Raw genomic sequence first — 24,934 nt, 5'->3', positions numbered from 1 at the left:
GATCAGGCCAGTTTGCGTTTCATTAACCTACAATGATGGATATGGGCCTCATCATTTCCCCTCTGAGTGGAACCTCGCTGTGCAAATCTCTCTGTGCGGTGCGGTAACGTCTCCGGAGGCGGTGGGTTATGGGCGTGGCCCGTGCAGGCAAAAAAGGGGATGAGAGCGGTAAGCTCCAGCAGAGTATCGGGTAATGAGGTAGGGCGGTTGGACCCGGCGGATGGCCGAGGATAACAACGCCTTGAGGGGGCAATCATGATCAGTACCGTCGCGCTGTTTTGGGCCTTATGTGTGGTGTGTGTGGTAAACATGGTGCGGTATTACTCTTCTCTGCGCGCGCTGCTGGTGGTATTGCGCGGCTGTGACCCGTTGCTGTACCAATACGTCGACGGCGGCGGTTTCTTCACCGCCCACGGGCAACCCAGCAAGCAGCTGAGGCTGGTGCGCTATATCTTTGCGCAGCGCTATGTCGAGCACCACGATCCGGAGTTTATTCGCCGCTGCGAGCGGGTGCGCGGGCAGTTTATGCTGACCTCGGCCCTGTGCGGCCTGGTGGTCATCAGCCTGATAGCGCTGATGATCTGGTATTAATGCCTTTCTGTTTCCCTTGATGCAGGCAAAAAAAAGGCGGCCCTGCGGCCGCCTTTCTCATGCTTATCGCTTTTATCGCTTAGATCAGCTTCAACGCAACCCAATACAGCGCACCGGAAAGCAGAATCGAGATTGGCAGGGTCAGTACCCAGGCCAACAGGATGTTCTTCACGGTTTTGCTCTGCACGCCGCCGCCGTCCACGATCATCGTCCCGGCAACCGCCGAAGAGAGGACGTGGGTGGTGGAGACCGGCATGCCGGTATAACTCGCCACGCCGATCGACAGCGCCGCGGTCATCTGGGCCGATACGCCCTGGGCATACGTCATGCCTTTCTTGCCGATCTTCTCGCCGATGGTGGTGGCTACGCGTTTCCAGCCCACCATAGTACCGAGCGACAGTGCCAGCGCGACGGCGACGATGATCCACATCGGCGCGTACTCGACGGTTTGCAGCAGATCCTGACGCAGGTTCTTCAGGAAGCGCTGGTCGGCGGATGAGGTTTCCGGCAGCTTGGCGACTTTATCCGCCGTGTCGGTTACGCACATCAGCAGGCGGCGCAGGTGGCTGCGCTGGTCAACCGTCAGCTGATCGTAGCTCTGCAGGTTGGTCAGCATGCCCTGAGCCAGCTCGATCGCCGGCATGGCGCGCGAACTGTCGCAGTGGAACTCGGCCGGCTTGTTAGGCGCGGCTTCGTCATCCGGGCTTGGCACCAGCGGCGTCAGCGACACCGCATGCGACAGCGCGTCGCCGTGCTGCTGGTAATATTGCTGCAGGTGGGCCACGGCATCACGCGTACGGGTGATGTCATAACCGGTTGCATTCATATTGACCACGAAGCCGGCCGGCGCAACGCCGATCAGCACCAGCATGATAAGGCCGATGCCTTTCTGGCCGTCGTTGGCGCCGTGCGAGAAGCTGACGCCAATCGCCGACAGGATCAGTGCGATACGGGTCCAGAACGGCGGCTTGCGTTTGCCGTCGACCTTTTCACGTTCCGCAGGGGTCATGTGGATACGCTGGCGTTTCTTGGTGCCACTCCAATAGCGGCGCAAGGCGAACACCATCACTCCCGCCACCATCATGCCGACCAGCGGCGAGAACAGCAGAGAAAGGAAAATGCCAATCATTTTCGGGACGTTAAGCGCATCCACCACCGAAGTGTGGGTCATCAGGGCGTTGGTTAAACCGACACCGATGATTGCGCCTATCAGCGTATGGGAACTGGAGGCCGGCAGACCGAAATACCAGGTGCCGAGGTTCCAGATGATTGCCGCCAACAGCATGGAGAAGACCATGGCTAATCCGTGTGCTGAACTGACGTTCAACAACAGATCGGTAGGCAGCAAATGGACGATGGCGTAAGCAACACTCAAACCGCCGAGCATTACGCCAAGAAAGTTGAACAAACCTGCCATCACGACCGCAAGTTGCGAGCGCATGGCGCGGGTATAAATAACTGTAGCGACCGCATTGGCCGTATCATGAAAACCGTTGATGGCTTCATAAAACAACACGAACAACAATGCGAGAATTAACATCAGGCCGGTATGGAAATCCAGGCCAGCGAACAAATGCAGCATAAGCGTTACGCCAGTTTGTGGACATGAACGCCGCGCATTATCAGTGACAACCGGGGCCGGGGAAAAGGAAAATATGACGTTTTTTTGATTTGGACATGACGAAACGATGACGCGCCTATAACAAAAATATGGAATATCAACGCGTTAATCTCCTCTGACCTCTGTAATATTTTCTTACTATGGCGTTGGCGACGCCGGGGCTTTACAATCTGCCGCCGTGAATTTGGCGGTGACCGGCGGCGAAACGGCGTAATATGGCGCTCTTTTGTCGCGATTGTGGTTTTGATAAGTGAGGCTCAGGTGGAACAGTTTGATGTCGTAGTGATTGGGGCGGGCGCCGCCGGCATGTTTTGCGCCGCGCAGGCGGGGCAACTCGGTTGCCGCGTGTTGCTGCTCGACAACGGCAAAAAACCGGGCCGCAAGATCCTGATGTCCGGCGGCGGGCGCTGCAACTTTACCAATATGTACGCCGAGCCGGCGGCCTATCTGTCGAACAACCCGCACTTCTGCAAGTCGGCGTTGGCGCGCTACACCCAGTGGGACTTCATCGATCTGATCAACCGCTACGGCATCGCCTACCATGAAAAAACGCTGGGGCAGCTGTTCTGCGACGACTCGGCGCAGCAGGTGGTGGATCTGCTGGTCAAAGAGTGCGAGCTGGGCCAGGTGACGATGCGCCTGCGCAGCGAAGTGCTGGGCGTGGAGAAAACCGAACATGGCTACTCGCTGGCGCTGAATGGTGAAAAAGTGAGTGCTCGCTCACTTGTGGTGGCCAGCGGCGGATTGTCCATGCCGGGGCTGGGCGCTTCGCCGTTCGGTTACAAGCTGGCGGAGCAGTTCGGCCTCAAGGTGCTGCCGACGCGCGCCGGGCTGGTGCCTTTTACCCTGCATAAGCCGCTGCTGGAGCATGTGCAGACGCTGTCCGGCGTCTCGGTGCCGGCGGTGATCACCGCCGAGAACGGTGTCAGCTTCCGTGAAAGCATCCTGTTTACCCATCGCGGCCTGTCCGGCCCGGCGGTGCTGCAGCTGTCCAGCTACTGGCAACCGGGTGAGTATGTGAGCGTTAACTTACTTCCTGAGCTGGATTTGGCGGCCTTCCTGGATGATCAACGCCGAGAGCACCCGAACCAAAGCCTGAAAAACACCCTGGCGCTGCAATTGCCGAAGCGGCTGGTGGAGTGCTTGCAGACCCTGGGACAACTGCCGGAGGCCACGCTGAAGCAGCTGAATGCGCCGCAGCAGGCGGCGCTGGTGGATCTGTTGCAGAACTGGCGCGTGCAGCCGAACGGCACCGAAGGCTACCGCACGGCGGAAGTGACGCTCGGTGGCGTCGACACCAGTGAACTTTCCTCCAAGACGATGGAGGCCCACAAGGCGCCGGGGCTCTACTTCATCGGCGAAGTGGTGGATGTGACCGGGTGGTTGGGCGGTTACAACTTCCAGTGGGCGTGGAGCTCGGCCTGGGCCTGCGCCCAGGCGCTGGCGGCACAGGGGCGTTAAAACCTGCTCAGCCTTGAAACGTGCCGGGTCACATTGACCCGGCCTTGAGCTGATTCATTAATTTCATTTTAGTGTCGCCGTCGAGAAAACTCGCCTCCAGCGCCTGTCGGTTGCTGCGGTTAAAATCGTCATCCTGCCAGCCGAAGGCGTCATGCAACAGCTGGTACTCCTTGTTCAGCGTGGTATCGGCGACGGTGCGCGCATCGGTATTCACGTTCAGCCGCACTCCCATTCTTTTCAGCCGGTCTATCGGGTGACTGTCGATGCTGTCGAACAGATTGCAGACGAGATTGCAGCTGGGGCAGATCTCGAGCAGGACGCCGGTGGCTATCAGGCGCTCGATAAGCGCAGCATCCTCGATGCTCCTGACGCCGTGGCCGATGCGCGACACCTGCAGCCTATCCAGCGTTTCCCGTACGCTGTCGGCGCCCTTCGCCTCGCCGGCGTGGGCGATGACGTTGCCGCCGGCTTCGCGCACCGCCCGAAAGGCCGCTATGTGATTGGCCAGCGGGTAACGCGCTTCGTCGGCGGCCAAATCCAGCGCCACCACGCCGCGGCCCAGATAGTTAATCACGAGCCCGGCGGTTTGCAGGCTGGCGGCCGCATCGAAATGCCGCAGCGTGCACAGGATCAGCCCGGCTGCGACGCCGTAAGTTTGCGCGGCGTCATGCATCGCGGCGAGCACCGTCTCGACCACCGCTTCACCGCTTAATCCCATCCGGGTATGCAGCAGCGGGGCAAAGCGCACTTCCGCATAGATGACGTTATCTGTCGCCAGCTGCGCGAACAAGTCATCGACGGCCAGCGCTATCGCCTGGCGCGTCTGCAAGAGGTCTATTTGCGGCGCGATCTTGCTTAAAAAGTCCCCCAGATCGGCGCATCGCTTCGGCGCGATAAATTGCCGATTAAAGGCCGTTCTGGTTAATTGCGGGTCGATCTTTTTGACATAGTGGTAGCTCAAGCACGTATCTAAATGGACGTGTAATTCCACTTTTTTTAATTTGCTCGGATCGAAATTCATGGCAGCCACCTCTTTCATTCGCGGTGAGATAACAGTGAGAACAGTTTTTCTTTAAACAGGCCGGGTTTAATGCGGGTAATCACGCGCGCATTGGCCGGTTCGCCGGTCAGGTGGGTGGAATCAATGACGTAATGGCCGTAAGACCGTTCACTTTTATATTCTACCCAGGAATACGCCTCCAGACTGGTCTCGACAATGTCCGGGTAGAGCGCCACCGCCATGGTGGTCGGATCGGGCAAATCAAAGCCTTTACGCTCGGTGCGCCCGGCGTTGAACGCCATCAGCGTGCGGTTGCAGCGCACGGCAAAGCGGCCCAGATCGCTGAGATCATTCAATCGTGCTATATCGCGTTGGTCGATAAATGCTTCCCCCATGCCGATTTCCCAGCCGACAAGGGTGAGTGGCAGCCCGGCAGTGAGCACCACATGCGCGGCTTCGGCGTCGACGTAAAAATTAAATTCGGCCAGCGGAGTGATATTGCCGGGCGTCAGCCCGGAACCGCCCATGACATAAACCCTTTTCACTTGTTCGGCCAGCGCGGGCGCTTTCAGCACCGCCATCGCAAGATTGGTCAGCGGCCCGAGGGTGACGATTTCCAGCTCGCCATTGAGCCGTGCGGCGCAGTCGATGATGGCGTCTACGGCATGAATGGGTGCGGCGGTCAGCTGTGGATCGGGCAAGGCCATGTCGCCCATGCCGTCTTCACCGTGAATGTGGTGCGAGTGATAACGCGTTCGGAACAGCGGTTTCGCCATGCCGGCATAAACCGGGGGCGTATAGGTTCCCGCTTTTTCCACGCAGATAAGCGCATTTTTGACGCATTGTTCAAGCGGGCAGTTGCCTGCGACCGTGGTGATCGCTTCCACCCTCACGTCAGGCTCGCGCAACGCCATCAGCAGGGCGACGGCATCGTCGGAGGCGGTATCGGTATCTATCAAAATATGTCGCATATCAATCTCCCCTGGTTGGTCTTCAGGAGAACATACCCACGCGGCTTAGGGTGAAAAAGGTCAGATGTCCTGTTTCTTTCTGAAGCGCCCCGGCTATTCTGGGCGCAGCCGAAAAGATAGGATGCAAGACGTTAACGGATAAGCCCTGGGAGTGAATCGCCGTGAAAACTGTCGGTGACAGCAAGCTAAAAGAAGCGTTTATCGAAGCTCACGATCTGCGAACGGCGCTTTCGCCCCCGCTGCTGGCCGCCTTGCGCTTGGTCAGGGTCGAGGCCGGTGAATACCTGGTGACGCAAAGCGATCGGTTGACCCACCTGTTTTTTCTCGTGCAGGGAAAATTGCAGGTTGAGAATTACGATGTGAACGGCATGCACATCGTCTTTTCCTTCGAAACGGATTTCTCCGTGATAGGCGATCTGGAGCTGTTCTCCCAGGCGCAGCGGGCGGTGTTCAGCACCGTACAGGCGGTCACGGACGCGCTGATCTTCACGCTGCCTATCGAGGTCATCAAAGAGCGGGCCATGCACGATCCTGTTTTCCTCGCCTTTATGTGCCGCCAGTTGAGCGACAAGCTGCTTAACGCTTCATTGCTGCATGCGAGCGGCGGCTTAACGGCAGAATATAAGCTGCGCAAATTTTTGTTATTTAAAATAAAGCAGGAAGGCGTGCAGATTCAGCTCGAAAACAGGGAGTTGTTGGCGGGCAGATTAGGGATCTCCGTCAGGCAACTGAGCCGCGCGCTGGCGCGGCTCGCGGCGGACGGTATTATTCAGTTTAAAAACAAATCGCTACGGGTGGTGGATAGCCAACGGCTGGCCGACATCAACGGGAGTGCCAGGATCTAGCCGATCGCCGGCCCCTTAAGCTCTATGCGGTTGCCGTCCGGATCGTTGAAGTAAATCGACGGCCCGTCGCCTTCCGCGCCGTAGCGAGATTCAGCGGGATCGACGGCGATCCCTTGCGATCGCAGATAGGTCAACAGCTCGTCTTCGTTGAAAGGATCGATGCGCAGGCAGAGGTGATCGACATTTTGCCGGTGAGGATCGGGCGCGTCGCCGCCTTTTTTTCCAAGCTGGCCGTTAACGTCGACCAGATCAATCATGGCCGCCCCGGCGCGCAGGTGCACCAGCCCCAAATCGGGCCGCCGTTTGGCGATGTCGCAACCCAGCGTCTGGGTATAGAACCGCAGGCTTTTTTCCGCATCGCGCACGCGTAACACCACATGATCGATAGTCTTCAGGCTGAAAGGGGGCATGATTTTCTCCCAGAATCGCTGCGTTACTCATCAGCATAATCGGCAACGCCCTATTTATCCTGTTTTCGCCCCCTATTGCTGCCAGAGCTGCCGCTTATCGCAGAGTTGCCACGATCTCTTCCAACGCCGCGCGCTGCGCCTCGCCGAGCGCGCTTTCCGTCGCTGCATTCTCCGCCAGCAGGGTTTGCAGGCCGATCAGCCAATCATAGATATAAAACGCGGTATTTTTGGTCGGCGTCGGCGCCAGCCGGGTTAGCCGCTGCTGGCCGCTCCAGTCCACCGCCGGCTGCGGCGGCGGGGTAAAGATCGGCTGGCCGGGATTGACGCGGCTCTCGGGGCGCGTTGCCGCATCGCGCCGCTGGAAGCCGAGCCAGGCGACGAAGTCGCCCAGTAGCGCCAGCGCCTGGCTGATTTGCCGATCTTCGCTCTGTTCCGGCAGGCCCCCGGCGCACAGCGCGCGTTCCAGCTCATCATTGAGCTGCAGGCGACAGGCGGCGCCGATCAGCGCATCGACCAGCAGTTCCAGATGCGGCTTTTCGACGCCGAGCAGCTCCAGCAACCGGCGGCTGTCCGGCAGGCTGCGCAGATGGTTGATCCAATCTGCGAATACCCGCGCGGCAAAGGATGACCCGGGGGACTCACCGGGCGCCGGGGTTTCCGGTGCGCCGAACAGATCGATATCGAGCCCGAACGGCGCAGGCGTCGCCGCCGGGGCCGGTACGGCGTGCTGCTGTTGCTGATAAAGTTGGCGCAACGTATCGCGCTGGGGCAACAGCCGCTCCAGCAGTTCGCCGTGGCGGCCGGCCTGCGCCTGCAGCGCGCGCAGCAGCTGTTGGCCGCGTTGCTGCGCCGCGTGTGGATCGGCGGCGGTGAGCCAGTTGCCGAGCAGGCTTTCCGTCAGTTCGCGCTGCAACTCTTCGCGCTGTTCGAGCAGGCGCGCTTGCTTCTGGACCGGGCGCGCCTGGGCGGCCAGGTAGCTCACCATGCGGCGGCAATCCTGTTCATCCAGCGCTAGCAGCGTGGCCCAGCTGTCGCCGGGCTCGCCGACCTGGCGCTGTACGGCGTCGTCGGGACGCGCTTTGCCTTCCCCGCGTTGATCGAACGGTGTGATCGCCCAGATCAGGCCAGGCTTGCGGCGCTGGCGCAGCGTCGGGGTTTCCCCCTGAGTCTGGTTGACCCAGTTGGCGAGCGCCTGGCCGATGCGGGCGGCATCCTGCGGCGTGGCGGCCGCATCGGCCACCAGCAGCAGGTTGGCGTGCAGGCCGTCTGCGCAGCGGGTCAGCAAATGGGCGCGTTTCGCCTGTTGCAGCCGCTGCGTTGGTTCCGCCTGCGGGCAGGCGTGGCTGCCGGGCAGGTCGATCAGCGCCACGTCGGCGGGCAGGCCCGCCTGCGCCGTTTGCGGCAGAACGGTGGTGACTTCGGCGGTCAGCCAGATCAGATCGCTCAGCGCGATCTCCCGTTCACCGCCGTGTTCGGCCATCACGACGATCGTCGCGTTTTCCGCTGCGGCGCTCGCGGTCAGCAGCGGCAAGACGCGGTGCGGGGCATGAACCTGTCGGCTGCCGCCGAGGGCATGCAGCGTGTGTGCCAACTGGCGATAACGCGCCGTCAGCGTTGTTTCCTCTCCCCACAGCGGCGCAAACAGGCGCGCGCGATCGTCAATGCTCAACTGCGGCGCCAGCGCCACGGCCTGCGGCCAGAAATGCCTGTCCAGCGTCTGTTGCCCCTTGTCGCCGTGGCGGCGTTGGCTATCCCACAGCGTCAGCACATCGCTGTCGCTGAGGCCGTCGAGGGCGACGGCTTGGCGGTGGCGTGCCAACGCTTGCAGGTGGCTGGCGATCGCGCGGGCGTCCCAGTCCAGCCGGAAGCCGCCCATCGCGGCGGCATCGAGCGTGATGGCCAGCCACTGCGCTTCATCGAGCAGCGCGAGGGCGAGAGGATACTCGGCGCACGGCGACGGCGCGGCGGCGCAGTAACGCACCGCCAGCGCGGCGTCTGCGTGCAGCCTTTCTGCGCCGGGGGCCAGCGCCGCCAGCAGGTGGGCCTTGGCGGTGGCGTTGTGGCCGTACAGGCCGATAGCGACCTGCTCAGGTTGCGCATTCGCCAATTGCAGCGCGCGGTTATGGCAACGGCGCAGGCGCAGCGTCAGGCGATCCGCCTCCTGTTCCAAACGGGTGGACTGCCGGCGTGCGGCGTCCACCCAGGCGATCGCCTGCAGAATGCCGGTGCTGAGTGCGTGGTTCGGGGCCGATTGGGCGGTAGTGGTGGCTTTCATCGTGGGTAAATGCTCCCGCTGTCTATCCAGTAGTGGGTCGCGCCGGAGGCGCTGGCAGCCAGGGTATTGAGTTTCAGTTGCAGGTGGTGCGCCGGGACGGGGCTGCCGTCGGCCAACAACGCCTGCGCGATCTTGACGCTTTCTGCGCCCTGTTCGGCGCTGGCGGTAATAGCCAGCCGCAGGGTGATCACCGCATCGCCGGCCAGTTTGCGCGCCAGCTGGGCGTCATTGATGGTCAGCGTATAGAGCGGCGAGGCCGGCCAGCGCTCGTTGTCCAGTTGGCGGAAGCCCAGGCGCAGCGGGCCGCGCAGCTGGAAGCTGCCGGCGGGGTCGAGCGCGAAGTCGGCGCGATCCAGATCGATGTCGCGGTAATAGACGTTATCGTCCGCCAGCATGTTATTGCCGTCCAGCATGCCCAGATGGCGAATGGTGGAGTAGGGCTGGAAATCGCCGACGTTGAAGTAAAAGCTCTCCAGCCGCAGGTCGATCGCCAGCAGGCACAGCATGGCGCCCACCGCGGCGGTGGATTTCGGGTTGTCGATGCGGCCGCGTTTGTTGAACGGGTACCAGCTGCGGGTGTGGTAGCCCTCGAGCGGCAGAATGCGGCTGGCGGGCAGCGGTTGCAGATGGCGCAGCAGCGCCTGCACGCCGGGGAAACGCGCCGGGCGGCCGGTCAACAGCAGCACGTCGCAGGTATACAGCGCCACCACCTCGGCCAGCAGGCGCAGGCAGCGGCCGATGCCGATGCGATCGGACAAGAAGGCGGCGTGCAGGTCGGCCAGGCGGATCACCAGCGGGGTGTGCAGAATATTGAAGGCGTCGCTGTCGGCTTCGCGCTGCACTTCGCCGTTGATAAACGCCAGCACCTGCGGCGTCGGCGGCTGCGGCAGCAGATCGCCGAGGCTGGCGGCGATTTCCGCCCGGCTGTCCAGCGGATCGTATTCTTCATAGGCGCCGAGCAGCGCGCGTCCGGCGGGCATGAAAATCTGCAGCGCGGCCTGCTGACGTAGGGTGGAAAGCCCGTCCATGCGCCCTTCGTTGCCGAACAGTTTGTCCATCAGCGCCGCGGCGGCACTCACGCCGGCGGCTTCGAACGCCTGCTGCACGGCGGGCAGGATAAACTGCTGGATGGCGTCCAGCAGGATGTCGTCGCCGGCGACTTTAAAGCCCTCGCGGAACAGCAGGCGCGGGTTGATTTTGATGTTGTTGCCCACGCCGTCGTCGAGCGAATAGTGCGTGATCGCCAGATCGGTGGTGCCGCCGCCGATGTCGATGGAGGCGATGCGCAGCGTTTTACCCGCCTGCTCGTCCGGCGCCAGCGGCCGGTCTGGCCGGGCCATGGCGGCGAAAAAGGCGTCGGTGCGGCCGGCGAAGTTCACCTGGGTTTCGTTGTACAGATAGACCATCTGGCCGCAGGTGGCCTCGTCCCACTCCATCTGCACCTGCGGCACCGGGAAGTGGGCGTGCGCGCCGTCGAACGGCGCATCCTGCGGGTGCCAGCCGAGGGCCTTCCACACCAGCCCGATCGCCTCCTGCATGCGGCGGCGGAAGATCTCGCGCTCGGGCTTCGGCATGGCCGAAGGCAGCGTCAGGATGATGGCGCGCAAACGGCGCGGCGCGGCGGCGTTCGGCATGCGGCTGCGTTGGGCGATGCTGTTGATCTGCATCAGCGCCTGCGCCAACAGCTCGCTCAGCATCAGCGTCATCACCGCGCTGCGGCTGTAATGGGCGGCGAACACCGGCAGCCGTTGCGCCGTCTGCAGGGCGGGCAGTGGCACGCCTTCGTCGTTGATGAGGGCGGTCAACGGTGCGGCGGCGGCCATCGGCTCGTGCCGCTCGTTGAAGCGCCAGCCGGGCGCATAGCGCTCCTCGTCCCACAGGTAGCGGCGCGGGCTGGAAATGCCGGTAGTGCCTTCATGGCCTGTTCGCCGCTGCGCCAATTGCGCGGCTTCGCGGCCGACGCGGGTGATGGAGGGCCACTGGAAGGCGTCGTCGCGCCCGCTCTGGAACGACAGATGCGGCTTGCCGAAGCTGACCTGAGAAAACTCCACCCGGCTCTCGAACAGTTCGTTGTAGACGCGGTGCGGTTCGGACAGCGAACGCAGCTGCAGCTCGTAGGTTTGCTTCAGGCCGTTGCTCTCTTCCGGGTGGTCTTCGACCAGCACGCCGCAGGTGTGAGAATTGCCGACGTCCAGCACCAGATCGACGTCGATCGCCGGTTGCTGCAGCGTCGCCGCCACCATCTTTATCTGCGGCACCGCGAGCTGGTGGCCGAGCATGTGCAGCAGGTTGAGGTAGTGCGCCTGATACTCGAAGGTTTTCAGCCCGGCGTTGATCTCCACTTCGGCGCGCTGCTCCCGCTCGGCGGCGCGCTGGCTGAACGCCTCGCGCAGCCAGCCGTCTACCCAGGTCAGATCGAGAAATTCGCCCAGCTCGTGGTTGCGGTGCGCCAGCGCGAAGTTCAGTCCGGTGCCGAGATCGCTTTCGCCCGGCGCCAGCGCCTCCTGGCCGGGCGCGGCGGCACGGGTGTCGAAGGCCAGCACCACGCGCAGCAGGTTGCCGTCCTGATCCGGTTCATCCAACTGCACCACCTGCAGGCGCGCCCAGTTGTCCGGGCCCGACAAAAACAGGCCCGCCGGGGTGTGGCGCAAGAAGGGCAGCGGCAGCCAGAGCTTATCCAGCAGGCGCAGCGACTGCTGCAGCGGATAGCTGAACTCCGGCCGCACCACTTCGGCGGCCTGGTCGCTCACGGCCGGCAGCTGGTATTTGCCGCTCTCGGCCTCCCATTGCAGGCGCAGCAGCGGGCCGCTGGCGGTCTTGCGCACGAATTTGCCGGGAAACTCGGCGTCCAGCAGCGGCGTCAGGGCAAAGTCCAGAAACTGAATGCCGCTGTCCTGAATCAGCGTAATGCCGTGTTTGTAGTCCGTAAGGGGTGCCAGCATCATTTACTCTCGCGCTTGAACGTCATGGGATAGGTGGTGTCCGCATCGTAGCGGCCGGTGCACTCCGCCGCGCCGGTTTCGCCCTGGCGGCAAACGATCTCCGGGATCTGGTAGCGGCTGCCGTCGCTGCAGCGCGCCTTGGTGCGGCTGTTGATCACCAGATTGCCGGACTGCATCAGCCCGGCTTCGACCGCCACCCGGCAGCTGACGCCGTCGCCGTAGGCGATGATGGCGTTGCCTTTGCCTGCGTTCAGGCGGTATTGCAGGCTGGGGCGTTTGCCGGTGATCGGATCTTTCAGCGCCACCGTGGCGCGCCATTTGCCGTTAAGGAAACGGGTGGAGCCGGCCTTCACCGCCTCGGGCGGCAGCACCAGCGCATTTTTGTCCGCCGGCTGCGGGATGACCGGCGCCGATGGCGGCGGCATCAGCGTCGCGTGCGCCAGCGGCAAACGCAGCTTAGGCAACGGCGCGGCGGTTTTTTCCGGCGGCGCCGGATGCTGCACCTCAGTCGGCATCGCCGGTTGCGGCGGTGGTGAGCGATGCAGCCAGGCGGCCAGCGCCGCACTGCCTAGCAGCAGTACGGGCAACAGCCACAGCGCGTGGCGCCGGCGTGGGCGAACGGCGGCAGGGGATTCGATAGGCGCTGCCGGGGCAGGCACCGGTTCGGACTCGGCGGCCGGGGCCGGTTTTACCGGTTCGACAATGGCCGGTTTACGCGGAGCGGCGGCGATCGGCGCCGGTTTTTCCACTTCGACTTTCACCTCTGCTTCGATCGGGCGCAGGCAGGCCAACGGATCGTCCGGGCTCTGCGCCTGCGGCTTGATAAAGCCCCAGAAGGTCAGCACCGGCCGGTCGTCCACCAGATAAACGTGGTTGGGATCGGGCATGTGCATCGCTTTGGCCAGCAGCGCGCCGAACAGGCGATGGCTGGGGTGATCGGTCGCCTGGGCCTGTTCCGTCAGGCTGCGGAAGGTCGTCAGGCAGTGTTCCAGGTGGCGCACCGCCTGCGCGCGCTGGGCGTCGCTCGCCGCTAGCCAGGAGGTGACTTTGCCGGGGAAGGGCGCATACCAGTCGATGCGGGTGCCGCTTTCGTTCGGTTGGGGGATCGCCAGACAGTCGGCGGCCTGCTGCTGCCGGCGAAGACGCAGGGTTTCCCGCAGCTGCTGCGCACAGGCGTAAACCGGTTGCCCGTTTTCGCCTAAAGCCAGCACATCATCCAAACTGCCACTGCGTAAGAAGGGTTTCACCACGGCACCGCACCTTGTCCTGTTCTGCAAAAACGCATAAAAGTCCATGATACCCCGCAGGCCGAGCCGCCAAACGGCCAAGGACAGCCCGAAAAACGCCCTTCTTTGGCGTTAGCGGCATGCTTTGCTAACCGGCACAGTGAAAATCTCGCTATCTGGACCTGTCTGTGAACCGCTTTATCTGAAAAATAGAACCTGGCCCCGGCAAGCGACGCCGGGGAACGATGTTCTCTTTCACTATGACATCGCCTCGCGGGTTGCCGATTTCGGTATGCCTCAGGCGTGCGGAGCGTTCACATGACGGACAGTCAGTCTGAAAAAACTCTCGTTGTTCCCCCTGCACATCCCGCTGCCGGGCAGTCGGCCCAGGGCTGGATGAACGGTTTCCTCGGCATGATGATCTTCAGCGGCTCGCTGCCCGCCACGCGAGTGGCGGTGCTGGAGCTCGATCCGCTGTTTCTGACGGCGGTCAGGGCGGCGATCGCCGCCTTGCTGGCCCTGTGTGCGTTGCTGATCACCCGGCAGGCGCGGCCGACGCGGGCCGATTTGCCGCCGCTGCTGTTTGTGGCGCTCGGCGTGGTCATCGGTTTTCCGCTGCTGACGGCGCTGGCGCTGCAGCACACCACGTCGGCGCATTCGTTGGTGTACATCGGTCTGCTGCCGCTGGCGACCGCCGGTTTTGGCGTTTTGCGCGGCGGAGAACGGCCCAAGCCCGCTTTTTGGGCTTTTTCAGGCGTCGGCGCCGTGCTGGTGGGCGCTTTCGCGTTGAGCCAGGGGAGCGGCGGTGCCTGGCAAGGGGATGCGCTGATGGTCGGGGCGGTGTTGCTGTGCGGCCTGGGTTATGCCGAAGGGGCGGTGCTGTCGCGCCGGATCGGCGGCTGGCAGGTGATCTCCTGGGCGCTGGTGGTGGCGTTGCCGTTGACGCTGGCGGCCACCTGGCTGGCGGCGCCGGCCGGTTGGCCCGTGATCAGCGGCGCCGCCTGGCTGTCGCTGGTTTACGTCTCGGTGTTCAGCATGTGGATTGGGTTTATTTTCTGGTATCGCGGCCTGGCGCAGGGCGGCATCGCCGCCGTCGGGCAGTTGCAGCTGCTGCAACCGTTCTTCGGCCTGGCGCTGGCGGGCTGGCTGCTGCATGAGACCGTCCAGCCGATGATGATCGCCGTGATGGCCGGCGTGGTGGTTTGCGTGTTTGGCGCCAAACGTTTTTCCCGCTAGGCGCTGCTGCCGGCGCAGGCCAGGATCACCTGTCCAAGCCGTTCCACCGCCTGTTGCACCTGGCGGTCGGCGTAACCGCCCAATCCCAGCACCAGGCCCGGTTCACCGTGGCCGGGTGCATACATCGGCGACACCGCCCGCAGCGCCAATCCGGCTTCGTTGGCGCACTGGGCGACCCGCACGTCATCGAGATCTTTTCTCAGCCACAGCACCATGTGCACGCCCTGATCGCAGGGCTGCACTACCGCCAGCTCAGCGGGGATGTGCGTGTTGATCGCCTCGATCAGCACCCGGCGTTTCTCGGCGTAGACGCCGCGCATTTTGCGGATATGCCGGTCGAGATACCCTTCGGCGATAAAGGCGGCCAGCACGTGTTGGTCCGCGCTGGGCGGATGGCGATCCATCAGGATCCTGGCGCCGCAAAAGGCGTCGACCAGCGGCGGCGGCACGATGGCGTAACCCAGCCGCAGCGAAGGGAACAGCACCTTGCTGAAGGTGCCGAGATAGAGCGTCCGCTCGGGCGCCAGCCCCTGCAGCGAAGGGAACGGGTGGCCGGCGTAGCGCATCTCGCTGTCGTAATCGTCTTCCACGATCCAGGCCTGCCGCTCTTTGGCCCAGGCCAGCAGGGCGCTTCTTTTCGCCATGCTCATCGGCATGCCCAGCGGATATTGATGCGACGGCGTGACAAAGGCGGCGCGGGCGTCGGCGGCCAGACGCACGCCGGCGGTAACGTCGATGCCGTCGTCGGCGACGGGCACCCTAATCATGCGCCGATCGCGAAACAGACTGTCGAAAATGGCGGTAATGCCAGCGTAGGCGGGATCTTCGACCCAGGCGCTGTCGCCGGCGTCCAGCAGGATCTGGGCGGCCAAATAGAGCCCTTGTTGCGTGCCGGAGGTAATGAGGATTTGCTGCGGCGTGCAGTTTACCGAGCGGGAACGGCGCACGTAGTCGCAGATGGCTTCGCGCAGCGGCAACGCGCCCAGCGGATCGCCGTAACCTGACGGGGCGCCGGGGCCACGCGCCCGGATGCGGTTGCCGAGCCGCCGCCAGACATCGTCGGGCGCGGTATCGCCGATCGGCACCGAGACGGTGAATGGCACCGGCGGCAGCGCCCGCGCCTGGGCGGCGAAGCGGGCCAGATGCTGCGCCTGTGGAGAAAGCGGCACCGCTATCGCCGAGCTCGCCTGCACCTTGGCGTGCGGCGTGCTGCGCTGCGCCTGATAGTGAGCGACCCGGGTGCCGGAGCCGGGCTGCGGTTCGAGAAAGCCTTCCGCCGTCAGCTGAGCAAATGCTTCCAATACCGTACCGCGCGCCAGATTCAGCGCCGCCGACAGCCGACGCGTCGAAGGCAGCAGGTCGCCCGCTTTCAGATCGCCCCGGTGGATGGCCTGGCGCAGGGCCTGCGCCAGCTGGTGGCTAAGCTGGCCCGCCTGACGATCGAGTTCGCCGAGGGCGGGGACGTCAACGACTTTGGCTGTTCTTGGCATGGATTCCGGCTCGCTTTACAGTACGAAAATGAGTATTCAGAGTAAACCACTCTGGTGTCACTCGCGAGCCTGTTGTCGCTCAGCCAAGCCCCCGCTGATTCAGCAGCACCTTATTCAACTCGCTGTTTTTCCGCACGTTCAGCTTGCGCATTGCCGAGCGCTTATGGGCGCTGATGGTTTTCTGGCTGCGCTGCAGCAGGCCGGCGATGCGGCAGGCGGACATGCCGCTGCTCATCAACCCCAACACCTTTTTTTCGCAGTGGCTGAGTGCAGCGATGCGGCAAGCCTGGCATTTCCACACGCCGGCGGCATGCAGCGCCATCCACGGATGCTGGATGAATTTTTCCAGCGCCATCTGCAGCTTGAGGCGGATGGCGTAAGCCGAATCGCGGCGATGGATACTGAACAGCTGCGGCAGGTTTTTCACCTGTTGTTGGGTCGCATCGTCGAGGATCAGCAGGGTCAGCTGCCGCTGGAGCGGGATGCCGTAGGGGCTCTGGTAGCAGCAGGCGCAACCCCAACGTTCTTCCGGCGTGCGGAACACGATTTCGATGTTATCCAGCGTCTGCAGCGCCAACGGCGCGAACTGAGGGTACAGGCGGTGGCATTCGTTCAGGGAGTGCAGATAATCCTGCAGCAGCAGGTGCAACCCCTGCCGGTAGAAGTTATCGCTGTCGAACAGCGTGAAGCGAATATCTGGCATGGAGGGCTCCTTTAAAAGGTCGTCGTACCGGGCCGTGGCGAACGGTAACGACCCATCGCCGGCAAGGGGCGCCGGCGTTTTCCTGATTTCCCTGGGGTAGTGCGAGCTTATTGGTACGCCAGCACAAAATTGGCGACTGAACTGAATGCGCCTTCGGTAAGGGTTTTATCTTTAATCGCGCTCGGCCGGGCCTGGACATAGGCGCTGAACCTCAGGGCATTGGGTCCGTCTTGCAATGTCACCGCATCAGCCGGCGTACCCAGCTCAATCGCTTTGCCCGCACCGTCGAACAGCGCGATGGCGGCGCCGTTGGCGCCATTGTTGATCGCCAGTTTGCCCGGCAGTTCGGCATCTTCAGTGCCGGTAAAGGTGGCGGTGACCGATTTGAAAACGGCGGTTTTACAGTCGGTTAAGCGAATGGAAAATGACACGGGGTTGGTGTGGCCGTAGCGGTACAACGTTTTGATCAACACCGTATCCATCTCGACGGTCTGGTGAAGAGACTGCGGGTCGATATTGCAGGGCCTGCTTACCACGGAGCCGAAAAAGTCTATTTCCTTATTTTCCGCCGCGACTGCGGAGGAAAATAGAAAACCGATGCTGCACAGAAGGGTGATTGTCCGATAGTTATTCATCATCACCCCCCTTAAATATAATTAATCAGCAAGATTACGGTCTTACGGAAATTGCCTTCCTGTCCTTCCCCGGTGGCCTGCAATGAGGCGCTGTAGGATTTTTGCACCTGATCGCGACCATTCATGTCGGCGAAGCTGTCGAACTGATTGTATTTAATCCATTTGGGGTTGGAATTATCGTGGATGCGCAAGGTTGAACCATTGTCCATATTCAAGCCGGTAGCGTCGGTCAGCGTGCCGTTTTTCACCATGAAATTGGCGTCCAGCGCGAAGCTGTCGCTGCAGCCGTTTTTACGGATCAAGATGCTGAAATCCTTGCTCGCTACGGTGCCCGCATTGGGTTTCCAGGTGGGGATTTCACCGAAATCAACGCCTTCCGGGGTTGAAAGTTCCACCGAAGCGGCGCACTGGATGACCTTGATTTTATCCAGCCCGGTTAGGGTGAAACGGTAATTTTTCCCTGGGTGGACGTTGATGCCGCCTACGCCATCGAGCTGAAAAACGGCGATCTGGCTGGCGCCTCCCGCGATGATTTCTCCGGTTTTTTGCAAATAAACCTGGTAATTGACGTGACCGAGCTCCCGTTGCTTGGGGGTACGAAACATATCGGTTTGTACCCGGGAATTGATCAGGCCAAGATCCTGGCCGTTATAAATCACCCCCATGGAGATGCCGGCGGCGAATTGCCGGCTGTCCGGATTGGGATAGAAATAAACCCATTCCCCTTTGGGTTTGCTGGAGTGCGCCCAGCACATAACGTCGCGGCTCATCGGTTTAGAGGTCCAAAGCCGGCTGCCGACCGGTAAGGTGGCCGGTATTGTCAACCGGCCGATATCCTCACTCTCTTCGGTAATGCCGTTCTCGGTATTCAGGTGGCATTCCAGCGCCTGAGCGCCGAATGGCGTCGCCAGGCAACCCAGCAACGCCAGGCGTTTATAAATAGACCAACTGGACATGCACCACTCCTTTGAATTGGTTTGCTTCGATGAACTGACGGGTTGATTCCAACTGAGCGCTGAACCACAACGTATTGCCGCCGGGCTGCAAGACATAGGGGGCGCCGGGTTGGTTGAGGGACAATGCGCGGCCCCGTTGATCTTTCAGCCGCAGGCCAACGCCTTGTACGCCGCCGTGCAGCTTCAGCAACTGCGGATTGTCGGGATCGCTTTCACCGAGGAACACCAGCGTGGCGGCCTGCTCCCCCCGCAGGTAGAGCAGGCCGGCATCGCCATTGCGCATCCCGGCCGGATTGTCTGCCAGCGCCCTGGCGCCCAGCAGGCAATGGTTAAAGGCGAGACGAAAACGTACCGGCGCGCTTTGATCGCCGACATGCCGGAAGGCGATCGTGCCGATCTCACCGAGATCGACTGACTGATCGCGGCTATCCGGCGCCAGGCTGCAGGGAGAGCTCAGCAGAGCGCCCTGAAAACCGACGGTGCCGCTGGTGCCCTGAACCTCTCCCGGCGGAGAGGCCATTGCGGCGGCGTTGCCGAGCAGCAAGGCGCCGATCAGCAGAGGCCGCAGGCGGCCGGTGAAGTCAGCCATGCCGTATCTCCTTATTTTTTCCCGGTTGCGGCGGTGCAGAGGTTAACGCTGCAGGTGAAGCGCAACTCGGGGTGGCCGCCGAAATCATTGATATAGGTGACGACGAAGGCGTCGAACCCATTGTCGCGCAAACGCACTTTTTCGCTGGATTTGGGGGACAGCATCACCGGCTGAAAATCGCCGATCGCGCCACCGCCTTGTTTCTGCGTCTGACGGGCGATGCCGGTCAGCGTGATGTGGAACGGCGTCGGGTTTTCGATGGTGAAACCGTCGGCGGTTTTGTGGAACACCAGCTGCTCTTGCCATATCTCACCCTGCGGGGCGACGATGGCCTTCGGGCGGAAGAACAGTTTGATCTGCGTTTGCAGCGCCAGCTGCATCACGTTGGCTTTGCTGCTTTTGGGCGGAATTTCGCGCAAATTGAAATAAAACACCGATTCGCGATCTTGCGGCAATAGCTCGGCTTCCGGCGTTTTGGTAATGCGCACGACGCTGCGTTCCCCGGCTTCCACCCGTTGCAGCGGCGGCAATACCACCAGCGGCGAAACGATCTTTTGATGTTGCGCATTCTCGATCCAGGCCTGAGCAAGAAATGGCAACTCTTTGTTCTCATTGGTTATGTTAAGGCTGATCGATTTGGCGTCGCTCACATAGATGGCGCGCGTGCGATCCAACGCGATCGCCGCGTCGGCCGTCGAAACCAGCGTCATCAACGCCAGGCTGCCCGCGGTTACTGCTATCGAATGTTTGTTCATGTTATTCGTCTACTCTCAATGTGTTGCGGATTACGGTTTGGCGCACGGCAACAGCAGCCGGTCCAGCGGTTTGGCGGCGCCTGGGATGGCGATGCGGCACTGACGGCGGCCTTCCCAGGCGACGTCCAACCGTTCTTCCGGTTGGACGCCGGTCAGATACACCGATCCGCCGTCGTTCACCACCGCGATCTCCCGTCCGGTCGCACTCAGCACCGTGGCGCCGAACGGCGGTTCGCTGCCGTCCGCCAGCTTGATGGTGGCCAACAGCTTGCTGCCTTTCACCACCTCGAAGTGGCGATAACCGATGGCGCCTTCAGTCAGCGTGCCCTGCACCACCGCGCGTGTGGCTTCAACGTCGTCCGCCAGCTTGTTGACGTCGATGCGCGTATCGGTGTTGTAGTAGCTGGTGATATCCGAGATCACCGCCAACCCGAAGCGGTTGCTGTAAGCGCGGCCGTTGTTGATCGGCACGCCGGCGACACCGTTGGTATCCAGCATCATGCGGCTGCCGCCGTTGCTGGCGTTCTGGTGCGCGGCGACGCCGTGCCGGGTAGCGGTCAGGCCGCCGCGGAAAGTTCCGCCTATCGAGGAGTAACTGCCCTGCTGATAAGACGCGTTGGCGTTGAGCGTGCCGAACGACGCGTTATGGGTGTAGTAACCGCTCGCCGTCGGTTTGCCGGACTGGGTGACGCCGCTGCCGACCTGCCAGGTATTGTTGATGTCGCTGTTGTCGGTGTAGGTCGCCGTTTGGGTCACGTCGTGGTTATTGACCTGCAGCGCGTAGCCCAGGCGGTTGTGCTCGCCGATAGGCACGGTGAAATTGAGCATCGCGCTATCGTCGGTGCGGCCCCGATAGTGAGTGCGATAGGCCGCCAACGAGGCGGTGATATTGCTGATCCCGCCGAAGTCGAACAGCTTGCTGGTCGACATGCCGTAGCGATTTTGCGCACCGGCGTCCCAGTAAGTCTGGTGTGAGTAGGTCAGATAAGCGGTGATCGCCTGAGCGCTGTCCTCCGCCATAAAGGTTTTGCTGGCGGTGACGGTATACAACTCTTTTTGTCGGCCGCTGTAGCGATCGTCAATGTCGCCGTAGCGTGCCTGCAGGTACTGCGACATGGTCATAAATTTGCGCTGCGAAAAGCGGTAGCCGGCAAAGGTGATTTGGCCGTTGAGTTCGTCGAAACGTTTGGCGTAGTTGACCTTGAATGACATGCCTTTGGCGCTGGGTTCATTGGGCAGGCGCGCGATCGACTGCGTGGCGTCCACCGACAGGGCGCCGAACAGGTTCAGGTCACGCCCCAGGCCGAGGGCCCAGGCGTTGTAATCGCCGCCGATCAGTGCGCCGCCGTATAGCGACCAGGCGTTGCTCAACCCCCAGGAGAAATCGCCGGCAGAGAACACCGACCCTTGCGTGCGGTGATCGTAGGCAGACGGCTTGCCCAGCGCCATGTTATAGCGCACGTAGCCGGGGCGGGTCAGATAAGGAATGCTGGCGGTATCTACCTGAAAAGTGGAAACGCTGCCGTCTTGTTCTTCCACTTTCACATCCAGTTTGCCGCGTACCGAACTGCTGAGATCCTGGATGGCGAACGGCCCGGCGGGCACTGTGGTTTGATACAGCGTGCGGCCTTCCTGAGAGACGGTGATCCGGGCATTGCTTTTGGCGATGCCGCGTACTTCAGGCGCGTAACCCTGCAGGTTGGGCGGCAGCATGCGTTCGTCGCTGGCGAGGTTGAGGCCGGTAAAACGGTAGGCGTCGAACACCGGCGAATTCAGGTAGATTTCGCCCAGCGTCAGCCTGGCGGCCTGCATCGGCAGCGCGCGGTATGCGTAGATCTGATTCCAGTCGAAATTGCTGTCGCGCCGGCCGTATTGTTGGTTGAAGTCGGTCTGGTAATCGGCGCGCAGGCGCCAGGCGCCCAGGTTGGCGCCCAACGTACCGTAGCTGCTGAGGCTTTCGGTGGTTCCGTTGTCGTGGTGCTGTTTGCCGATTTGGCCGCTGAGATTGTAATCCAGCAGCATGCCGGGGATGCCATCGTCCCACTGCTCGGGCGGCGTCCAGTCGGGATCGGAATATTTCATCCAGGCCTGCGGAATGGTGATCGCCAGTACGCCGCCGCTGATGCGGTCGGAAATGGTTGCGCCTTTGATGCCGCGAATGTCGGCACACTGGTTGTCGTGCCACAGGGTGACTTTTTTGGCCACTTCTTCTTTCAGCGCCATTTTTTCCACCAGGTCAGGCGGCAGGCACACCTGGCTGCCGCTCTTGTCATCCGGCGACGGGAAATACTGAATGCTGCGCTGGGGCAGCGTTTTCTGGTTGATTTTGATATCCAGCAGATAGGTGCCCGGCATGACGTAACCGGCGTCGGAAAAGCGGGATAAGTCCACTTTGCTGCGTTCGCCGATATCCAACACGTCGGTATTGAATTCCGTGGCGGAAAAGACCGGTTTTGCCCAGAGAAAAGAGAGAATGACGATGATGGGCGTTTTTTTTATTGTCAGTAAAGACGTCATAGAATGATCACTCATGGCAAATCCGCGCCTAATAGCAGGTCATCCCGTACGACCTGAATACGTAATGCTGTACAGCGTTCCTAACGAAAACCGGCTACAGATAAGACAGGGTAAATTTGGCCAATGAGCTGAAACCGCCCGCCCGTGCCCTGTCGGGGTGAATGCGCAACTGGGCGCCAAAGCGCAGCGTGTTGTCGCCGGCGACGATCAGATAATCTGCGGTCGTGCTGCCGAGCGGGATCGGGGTACCGGCGTCGGTCAGCAACTCGATAGCCATGCCGCGCGCCTCGCCCTGGACGGCGAGCCATTGCGGATCTTGGCTATCCGCGATGCCGCTGAAGGTGAGGTTGGCCGCGCGATAAATAAAATCGGGCTTTATCTGGCTGGCCAGTTCGCAGTTCACCAGCCTGATGGCGAAGTGGCGGCGGCTTCCGATGAGGCTCGGCTGGGCATCCCGCCCGGCGTCGCTCATTGAAACCAGCCCGAAATCAACGGTTTGATCCAGACTGTCACCGGCGATGTTGCATGGCGTTTCGACGATTTCGCCGCCCAGGCTGACTTTGCCGTGGCCCTGAGTTTTCGCCGTGGCGCTAGCGCTGCCGATGCTGAGCGCGATCAGCAATGCGCCTCGCCAATGGATGGTCATGCTGGCTTCTCCCTGTCGAGATCGGTTCCTTTGCCGGAGCCGGCGTCGTTAAGCATGGGGATGCCCGTGCCGGCATCCCCAACGAGGCTTACTGATAAGCCAGGGTAAAGTTCGCCACGCTGGTGAACTTGCCCGGCACGACGGCGCCGGAAGCGCTGTTGCCTTGCAGGTATGCGGCGAATTTCAGGGCGTTGTTGCCTTCGTTCAGGCCCTGGCCGTCCGTTGCGGTGCCCAACTCAACGTCCTTGGCGTGCAACTGGTCGTAAATCACGATGCCCGCGCCGCTGGCGGAACCGCTCAACGCCAGCAGTTTGCTGTTGACGGCATCCGGCGTGCCGGTGAAGGTCACCTTGACGTTTTTCATGGTGTTGAGCGCGCAGTCTTTCAGCTCAATGCTGAAGGGTTCGGCACTGGATTTGCCTTCTTTGGCCAGGATGCGGCTGCTGATCTGGCCCATCGGGACGGTTTGATCGACGGAGTCCGGCGTGATGCTGCAAGGCGCATCGATAATTTCACCGCTAAAGGTCACGGTGCCGCTGCCCTGGTTAGGCGCCGCATGTGCAACGGAGGCGGTGGAAAAAGCAATGACGGTCGCCAGCATTAATTTATTCAGTTTCATTTCTCAGGTTCCTGTAGAGAGTATTTAAATAAAAAGAAAAGCACACCTAAATCCCCGCAGAGCGGCAACGCCTTGTCAGCTGCGCTGCGATGGGAGCCAGATCCTTTTGCTTTGGGCAATACGCACACCCTTCGTTATTTGTTTTCAATAACGAAATGGTTATGTGATGTTTAGTCGGTTTTATTTGATTTTAAAAACCGAATGTCGGCATGGCGTTTTGCTGGGAATATTCTTGCAAACAATAGCATTGCTTGGAAATAGATTTTATTAAAATAAGTCAAATTCAGAATATAAAACCAAAAGGAAAAAGTTAAATATAAGATCAAAAACCAATAGATCGTATGTAAATATTATCCAGAATAAATCACTGTATAAATAAGGTTATGCGAGATATTAGATCGACTGGAATAGCTGTTGCCCTACAATGCGCAATATCGCTTTGCTAATATTCCGCTTTGACGGTCATTGAAAAATTTTCTTTATGAAACAAAATGAAAAACATAAGCATTTGTTTTATATAATTTTGTGTGATTAGTTGTCCGTATGGCGTTCCAACGCCAATTCCTGGGGTGACGACGTGTTTTTAACAAAAAAATAACAATATGATGGAGGGGAGATTATTCTTATCCGATGCTATTTTTTTGACGCATTTATGTTATTTAACCCATTGTGATTAACCAGAAAAGGGCAGGAAATGCCATGTTCATCATATAATAATGACCTAAGTGATAATGAAAGGATGATCAATGGAATGATTACTGAGATTAATGCTTTTAGCAGAGGTAAGGCGAATGCGTTGACGATGTTGGTAATTATTTCTTTGCGGTTCGTTATGGGATTGTTTAAACATCTTCGTACCATGATAACCGTGAAAAAAATTGCACAGAAAAATCCTAGTGAAAAATCCGAGGGTCAATGCATGACATTTTATCTGCAAAGGTTGGATTCATTAATAAATATTCATTCTCGCGGTGTTCGACAGCGCCAGGTCTATTTTATCGGAACAACGCCGTTTGCGCGGACACCGCCGTGATTTATCCCCCTGCGCATCGCTGACGTGCAGCCATGAGCGGGGAGCTCAGCAGTAACCACTCAGGAGGAATGCTATGGCCAAGGTGCCGAAAACGTTTGAAAGTAGAAAATCGCTGATGCTGGATGTGTTGCAAGGATTGTGCAGGGAGCGTGTGGAAGGGGCCGGGGGCCATCATCCCCCGCCGGAGCAATGGCCGAAGACGCGTGAACTGGCGGATAAATGCGGTGAAAACATTTATACCACCCGCACCCTGCTGCTGGCGCTGGAAAAGGAGGGCAAGGTTCACTGCACCCACCGCAGCATCAACAATTCTCTACGCTGGTACAGCTGCGACGAACAGGCAGCGATAAAAAAAGAGTGATTCGACCCTGGCGGTCGCTTTTGACTATTCCTACAGCTAATGATTAATTAAA

Annotated in this window: 22 protein-coding genes; 6 read left to right on the top strand and 16 right to left on the bottom strand. The window is 60.7% G+C overall.

All coding sequences use genetic code 11. From position 1 onward, the window contains the following. Positions 1-255: 255 nt before the first annotated feature. Positions 256-591 (top strand): universal stress protein UspB, encoded by a 336-nt coding sequence (uspB, locus tag QDT79_RS03295; RefSeq protein ID WP_016930435.1) that lies wholly within the window; start codon positions 256-258, stop codon positions 589-591. A 79-nt stretch (positions 592-670) separates the two neighbouring features. On the opposite strand, the gene pitA is transcribed toward uspB, so the two are convergent. Beyond that, positions 671-2,173 (bottom strand): inorganic phosphate transporter PitA, encoded by a 1,503-nt coding sequence (gene pitA / locus QDT79_RS03290; RefSeq protein WP_063991745.1) that lies wholly within the window; start codon positions 2,171-2,173, stop codon positions 671-673. 300 nt (positions 2,174-2,473) lie between these two features. Here pitA and QDT79_RS03285 point away from each other — a divergent pair, with 300 nt between their 5' ends. Beyond that, positions 2,474-3,673, top strand: a complete 1,200-nt coding sequence (locus QDT79_RS03285; RefSeq protein ID WP_107227997.1) for a BaiN/RdsA family NAD(P)/FAD-dependent oxidoreductase — start codon at positions 2,474-2,476, stop codon at positions 3,671-3,673. A 28-nt stretch (positions 3,674-3,701) separates the two neighbouring features. Here the strand turns inward: QDT79_RS03285 and add are convergent, their stop codons facing one another. Both add and QDT79_RS03275 read right to left on the bottom strand, forming a co-directional pair. Then, positions 3,702-4,694 carry an adenosine deaminase gene (gene add, locus QDT79_RS03280; protein ID WP_063991770.1) on the bottom strand — a complete coding sequence of 331 codons (993 nt, stop codon included), beginning with the start codon at positions 4,692-4,694 and terminating at the stop codon, positions 3,702-3,704. 14 nt (positions 4,695-4,708) lie between these two features. Then, on the bottom strand, positions 4,709-5,644 hold the full coding sequence (locus QDT79_RS03275; RefSeq protein ID WP_107227996.1) for a nucleoside hydrolase: 936 nt from the start codon (positions 5,642-5,644) through the stop codon (positions 4,709-4,711). A gap of 161 nt (positions 5,645-5,805) precedes the next feature. Here QDT79_RS03275 and QDT79_RS03270 point away from each other — a divergent pair, with 161 nt between their 5' ends. After that, positions 5,806-6,489, top strand: coding sequence for a Crp/Fnr family transcriptional regulator (locus tag QDT79_RS03270; protein WP_063991742.1), 684 nt, complete (start codon positions 5,806-5,808; stop codon positions 6,487-6,489). On the opposite strand, the gene QDT79_RS03265 is transcribed toward QDT79_RS03270, so the two are convergent. The 4 genes from QDT79_RS03265 to QDT79_RS03250 all read right to left on the bottom strand — a co-directional run bounded on the left by QDT79_RS03265 (position 6,486) and on the right by QDT79_RS03250 (position 13,366). Then, entirely contained in the window at positions 6,486-6,899 is a 414-nt protein-coding gene (locus tag QDT79_RS03265) for a VOC family protein (protein WP_063991741.1), read from the bottom strand. The two genes, QDT79_RS03270 and QDT79_RS03265, sit on opposite strands and share 4 nt — an antisense overlap. Positions 6,900-6,993: 94 nt before the next feature. Next, complete coding sequence (locus QDT79_RS03260) at positions 6,994-9,174, bottom strand: virulence factor SrfC family protein (protein ID WP_107227995.1); 2,181 nt, start codon at positions 9,172-9,174, stop codon at positions 6,994-6,996. Further along, on the bottom strand, positions 9,171-12,116 hold the full coding sequence (locus QDT79_RS03255; protein WP_308316201.1) for a virulence factor SrfB: 2,946 nt from the start codon (positions 12,114-12,116) through the stop codon (positions 9,171-9,173). Before QDT79_RS03255 ends, QDT79_RS03260 begins: the two co-directional genes overlap by 4 nt. Further along, on the bottom strand, positions 12,116-13,366 hold the full coding sequence (locus tag QDT79_RS03250) for an SrfA family protein (RefSeq protein ID WP_107227993.1): 1,251 nt from the start codon (positions 13,364-13,366) through the stop codon (positions 12,116-12,118). Before QDT79_RS03250 ends, QDT79_RS03255 begins: the two co-directional genes overlap by 1 nt. 372 nt (positions 13,367-13,738) lie before the next feature. On the opposite strand from QDT79_RS03250, the gene QDT79_RS03245 reads away from it, so the two are divergent. Next, complete coding sequence (locus QDT79_RS03245) at positions 13,739-14,578, top strand: DMT family transporter (RefSeq protein ID WP_308317170.1); 840 nt, start codon at positions 13,739-13,741, stop codon at positions 14,576-14,578. Here QDT79_RS03245 and pdxR read toward each other — a convergent pair. The 9 genes from pdxR to QDT79_RS03200 form a co-directional block, all read right to left on the bottom strand. After that, positions 14,575-16,068 (bottom strand): MocR-like pyridoxine biosynthesis transcription factor PdxR, encoded by a 1,494-nt coding sequence (gene pdxR, locus QDT79_RS03240; protein ID WP_308316200.1) that lies wholly within the window; start codon positions 16,066-16,068, stop codon positions 14,575-14,577. The genes QDT79_RS03245 and pdxR overlap by 4 nt on opposite strands. 79 nt (positions 16,069-16,147) lie before the next feature. After that, positions 16,148-16,771, bottom strand: a complete 624-nt coding sequence (locus QDT79_RS03235; protein WP_063991736.1) for a LuxR C-terminal-related transcriptional regulator — start codon at positions 16,769-16,771, stop codon at positions 16,148-16,150. Between the two features lie 107 nt (positions 16,772-16,878). Further along, positions 16,879-17,409 (bottom strand): fimbrial protein, encoded by a 531-nt coding sequence (locus tag QDT79_RS03230; protein WP_233221940.1) that lies wholly within the window; start codon positions 17,407-17,409, stop codon positions 16,879-16,881. A gap of 8 nt (positions 17,410-17,417) precedes the next feature. Beyond that, positions 17,418-18,362, bottom strand: a complete 945-nt coding sequence (locus QDT79_RS03225; protein ID WP_063991734.1) for a fimbrial protein — start codon at positions 18,360-18,362, stop codon at positions 17,418-17,420. Further along, positions 18,340-18,951, bottom strand: coding sequence for a fimbrial protein (locus tag QDT79_RS03220; RefSeq protein WP_308316199.1), 612 nt, complete (start codon positions 18,949-18,951; stop codon positions 18,340-18,342). Before QDT79_RS03220 ends, QDT79_RS03225 begins: the two co-directional genes overlap by 23 nt. 11 nt (positions 18,952-18,962) lie before the next feature. Beyond that, entirely contained in the window at positions 18,963-19,706 is a 744-nt protein-coding gene (locus QDT79_RS03215) for a fimbrial biogenesis chaperone (RefSeq protein WP_063991732.1), read from the bottom strand. 30 nt (positions 19,707-19,736) lie between these two features. Further along, positions 19,737-22,238, bottom strand: coding sequence for a fimbria/pilus outer membrane usher protein (locus QDT79_RS03210; protein WP_308316198.1), 2,502 nt, complete (start codon positions 22,236-22,238; stop codon positions 19,737-19,739). A 79-nt stretch (positions 22,239-22,317) separates the two neighbouring features. Further along, a complete protein-coding gene (locus QDT79_RS03205) occupies positions 22,318-22,869 on the bottom strand; it encodes a fimbrial protein (protein WP_060424946.1) in 552 nt (183 codons plus the stop codon). 88 nt (positions 22,870-22,957) lie between these two features. Beyond that, positions 22,958-23,488 (bottom strand): fimbrial protein, encoded by a 531-nt coding sequence (locus QDT79_RS03200; RefSeq protein WP_063991730.1) that lies wholly within the window; start codon positions 23,486-23,488, stop codon positions 22,958-22,960. 751 nt (positions 23,489-24,239) lie between these two features. On the opposite strand from QDT79_RS03200, the gene QDT79_RS03195 reads away from it, so the two are divergent. Beyond that, positions 24,240-24,521, top strand: a complete 282-nt coding sequence (locus tag QDT79_RS03195; protein ID WP_154806021.1) for a hypothetical protein — start codon at positions 24,240-24,242, stop codon at positions 24,519-24,521. Between the two features lie 73 nt (positions 24,522-24,594). Beyond that, positions 24,595-24,882, top strand: a complete 288-nt coding sequence (locus tag QDT79_RS03190) for a FaeA/PapI family transcriptional regulator (RefSeq protein WP_063991729.1) — start codon at positions 24,595-24,597, stop codon at positions 24,880-24,882. Positions 24,883-24,934: the final 52 nt, after the last annotated feature.

The organism is Serratia marcescens, assembly GCF_029846115.1.
Lineage (GTDB): Bacteria > Pseudomonadota > Gammaproteobacteria > Enterobacterales > Enterobacteriaceae > Serratia > Serratia marcescens_L.
This window is presented reverse-complemented; position numbering and strand designations above follow the sequence as displayed.

Bases quoted from the DNA above. Each gene is read 5' to 3' on its own strand.
- QDT79_RS03215 (WP_063991732.1), bottom strand. From the start codon at position 19,706: ATGAACAAACATTCGATAGCAGTAACCGCGGGCAGCCTGGCGTTGATG.
- QDT79_RS03260 (WP_107227995.1), bottom strand. From the start codon at position 9,174: ATGAAAGCCACCACTACCGCCCAATCGGCCCCGAACCACGCACTCAGC.
- QDT79_RS03205 (WP_060424946.1), bottom strand. From the start codon at position 22,869: ATGACCATCCATTGGCGAGGCGCATTGCTGATCGCGCTCAGCATCGGC.
- QDT79_RS03200 (WP_063991730.1), bottom strand. From the start codon at position 23,488: ATGAAACTGAATAAATTAATGCTGGCGACCGTCATTGCTTTTTCCACC.
- QDT79_RS03190 (WP_063991729.1), top strand. From the start codon at position 24,595: ATGGCCAAGGTGCCGAAAACGTTTGAAAGTAGAAAATCGCTGATGCTG.
- QDT79_RS03235 (WP_063991736.1), bottom strand. From the start codon at position 16,771: ATGCCAGATATTCGCTTCACGCTGTTCGACAGCGATAACTTCTACCGG.
- QDT79_RS03275 (WP_107227996.1), bottom strand. From the start codon at position 5,644: ATGCGACATATTTTGATAGATACCGATACCGCCTCCGACGATGCCGTC.
- add (WP_063991770.1), bottom strand. From the start codon at position 4,694: ATGAATTTCGATCCGAGCAAATTAAAAAAAGTGGAATTACACGTCCAT.
- uspB (WP_016930435.1), top strand. From the start codon at position 256: ATGATCAGTACCGTCGCGCTGTTTTGGGCCTTATGTGTGGTGTGTGTG.
- QDT79_RS03195 (WP_154806021.1), top strand. From the start codon at position 24,240: ATGATTACTGAGATTAATGCTTTTAGCAGAGGTAAGGCGAATGCGTTG.
- QDT79_RS03245 (WP_308317170.1), top strand. From the start codon at position 13,739: ATGAACGGTTTCCTCGGCATGATGATCTTCAGCGGCTCGCTGCCCGCC.
- QDT79_RS03230 (WP_233221940.1), bottom strand. From the start codon at position 17,409: ATGATGAATAACTATCGGACAATCACCCTTCTGTGCAGCATCGGTTTT.
- pitA (WP_063991745.1), bottom strand. From the start codon at position 2,173: ATGCTGCATTTGTTCGCTGGCCTGGATTTCCATACCGGCCTGATGTTA.
- QDT79_RS03265 (WP_063991741.1), bottom strand. From the start codon at position 6,899: ATGCCCCCTTTCAGCCTGAAGACTATCGATCATGTGGTGTTACGCGTG.
- QDT79_RS03255 (WP_308316201.1), bottom strand. From the start codon at position 12,116: ATGCTGGCACCCCTTACGGACTACAAACACGGCATTACGCTGATTCAG.
- QDT79_RS03210 (WP_308316198.1), bottom strand. From the start codon at position 22,238: ATGAGTGATCATTCTATGACGTCTTTACTGACAATAAAAAAAACGCCC.
- pdxR (WP_308316200.1), bottom strand. From the start codon at position 16,068: ATGCCAAGAACAGCCAAAGTCGTTGACGTCCCCGCCCTCGGCGAACTC.
- QDT79_RS03220 (WP_308316199.1), bottom strand. From the start codon at position 18,951: ATGGCTGACTTCACCGGCCGCCTGCGGCCTCTGCTGATCGGCGCCTTG.
- QDT79_RS03225 (WP_063991734.1), bottom strand. From the start codon at position 18,362: ATGTCCAGTTGGTCTATTTATAAACGCCTGGCGTTGCTGGGTTGCCTG.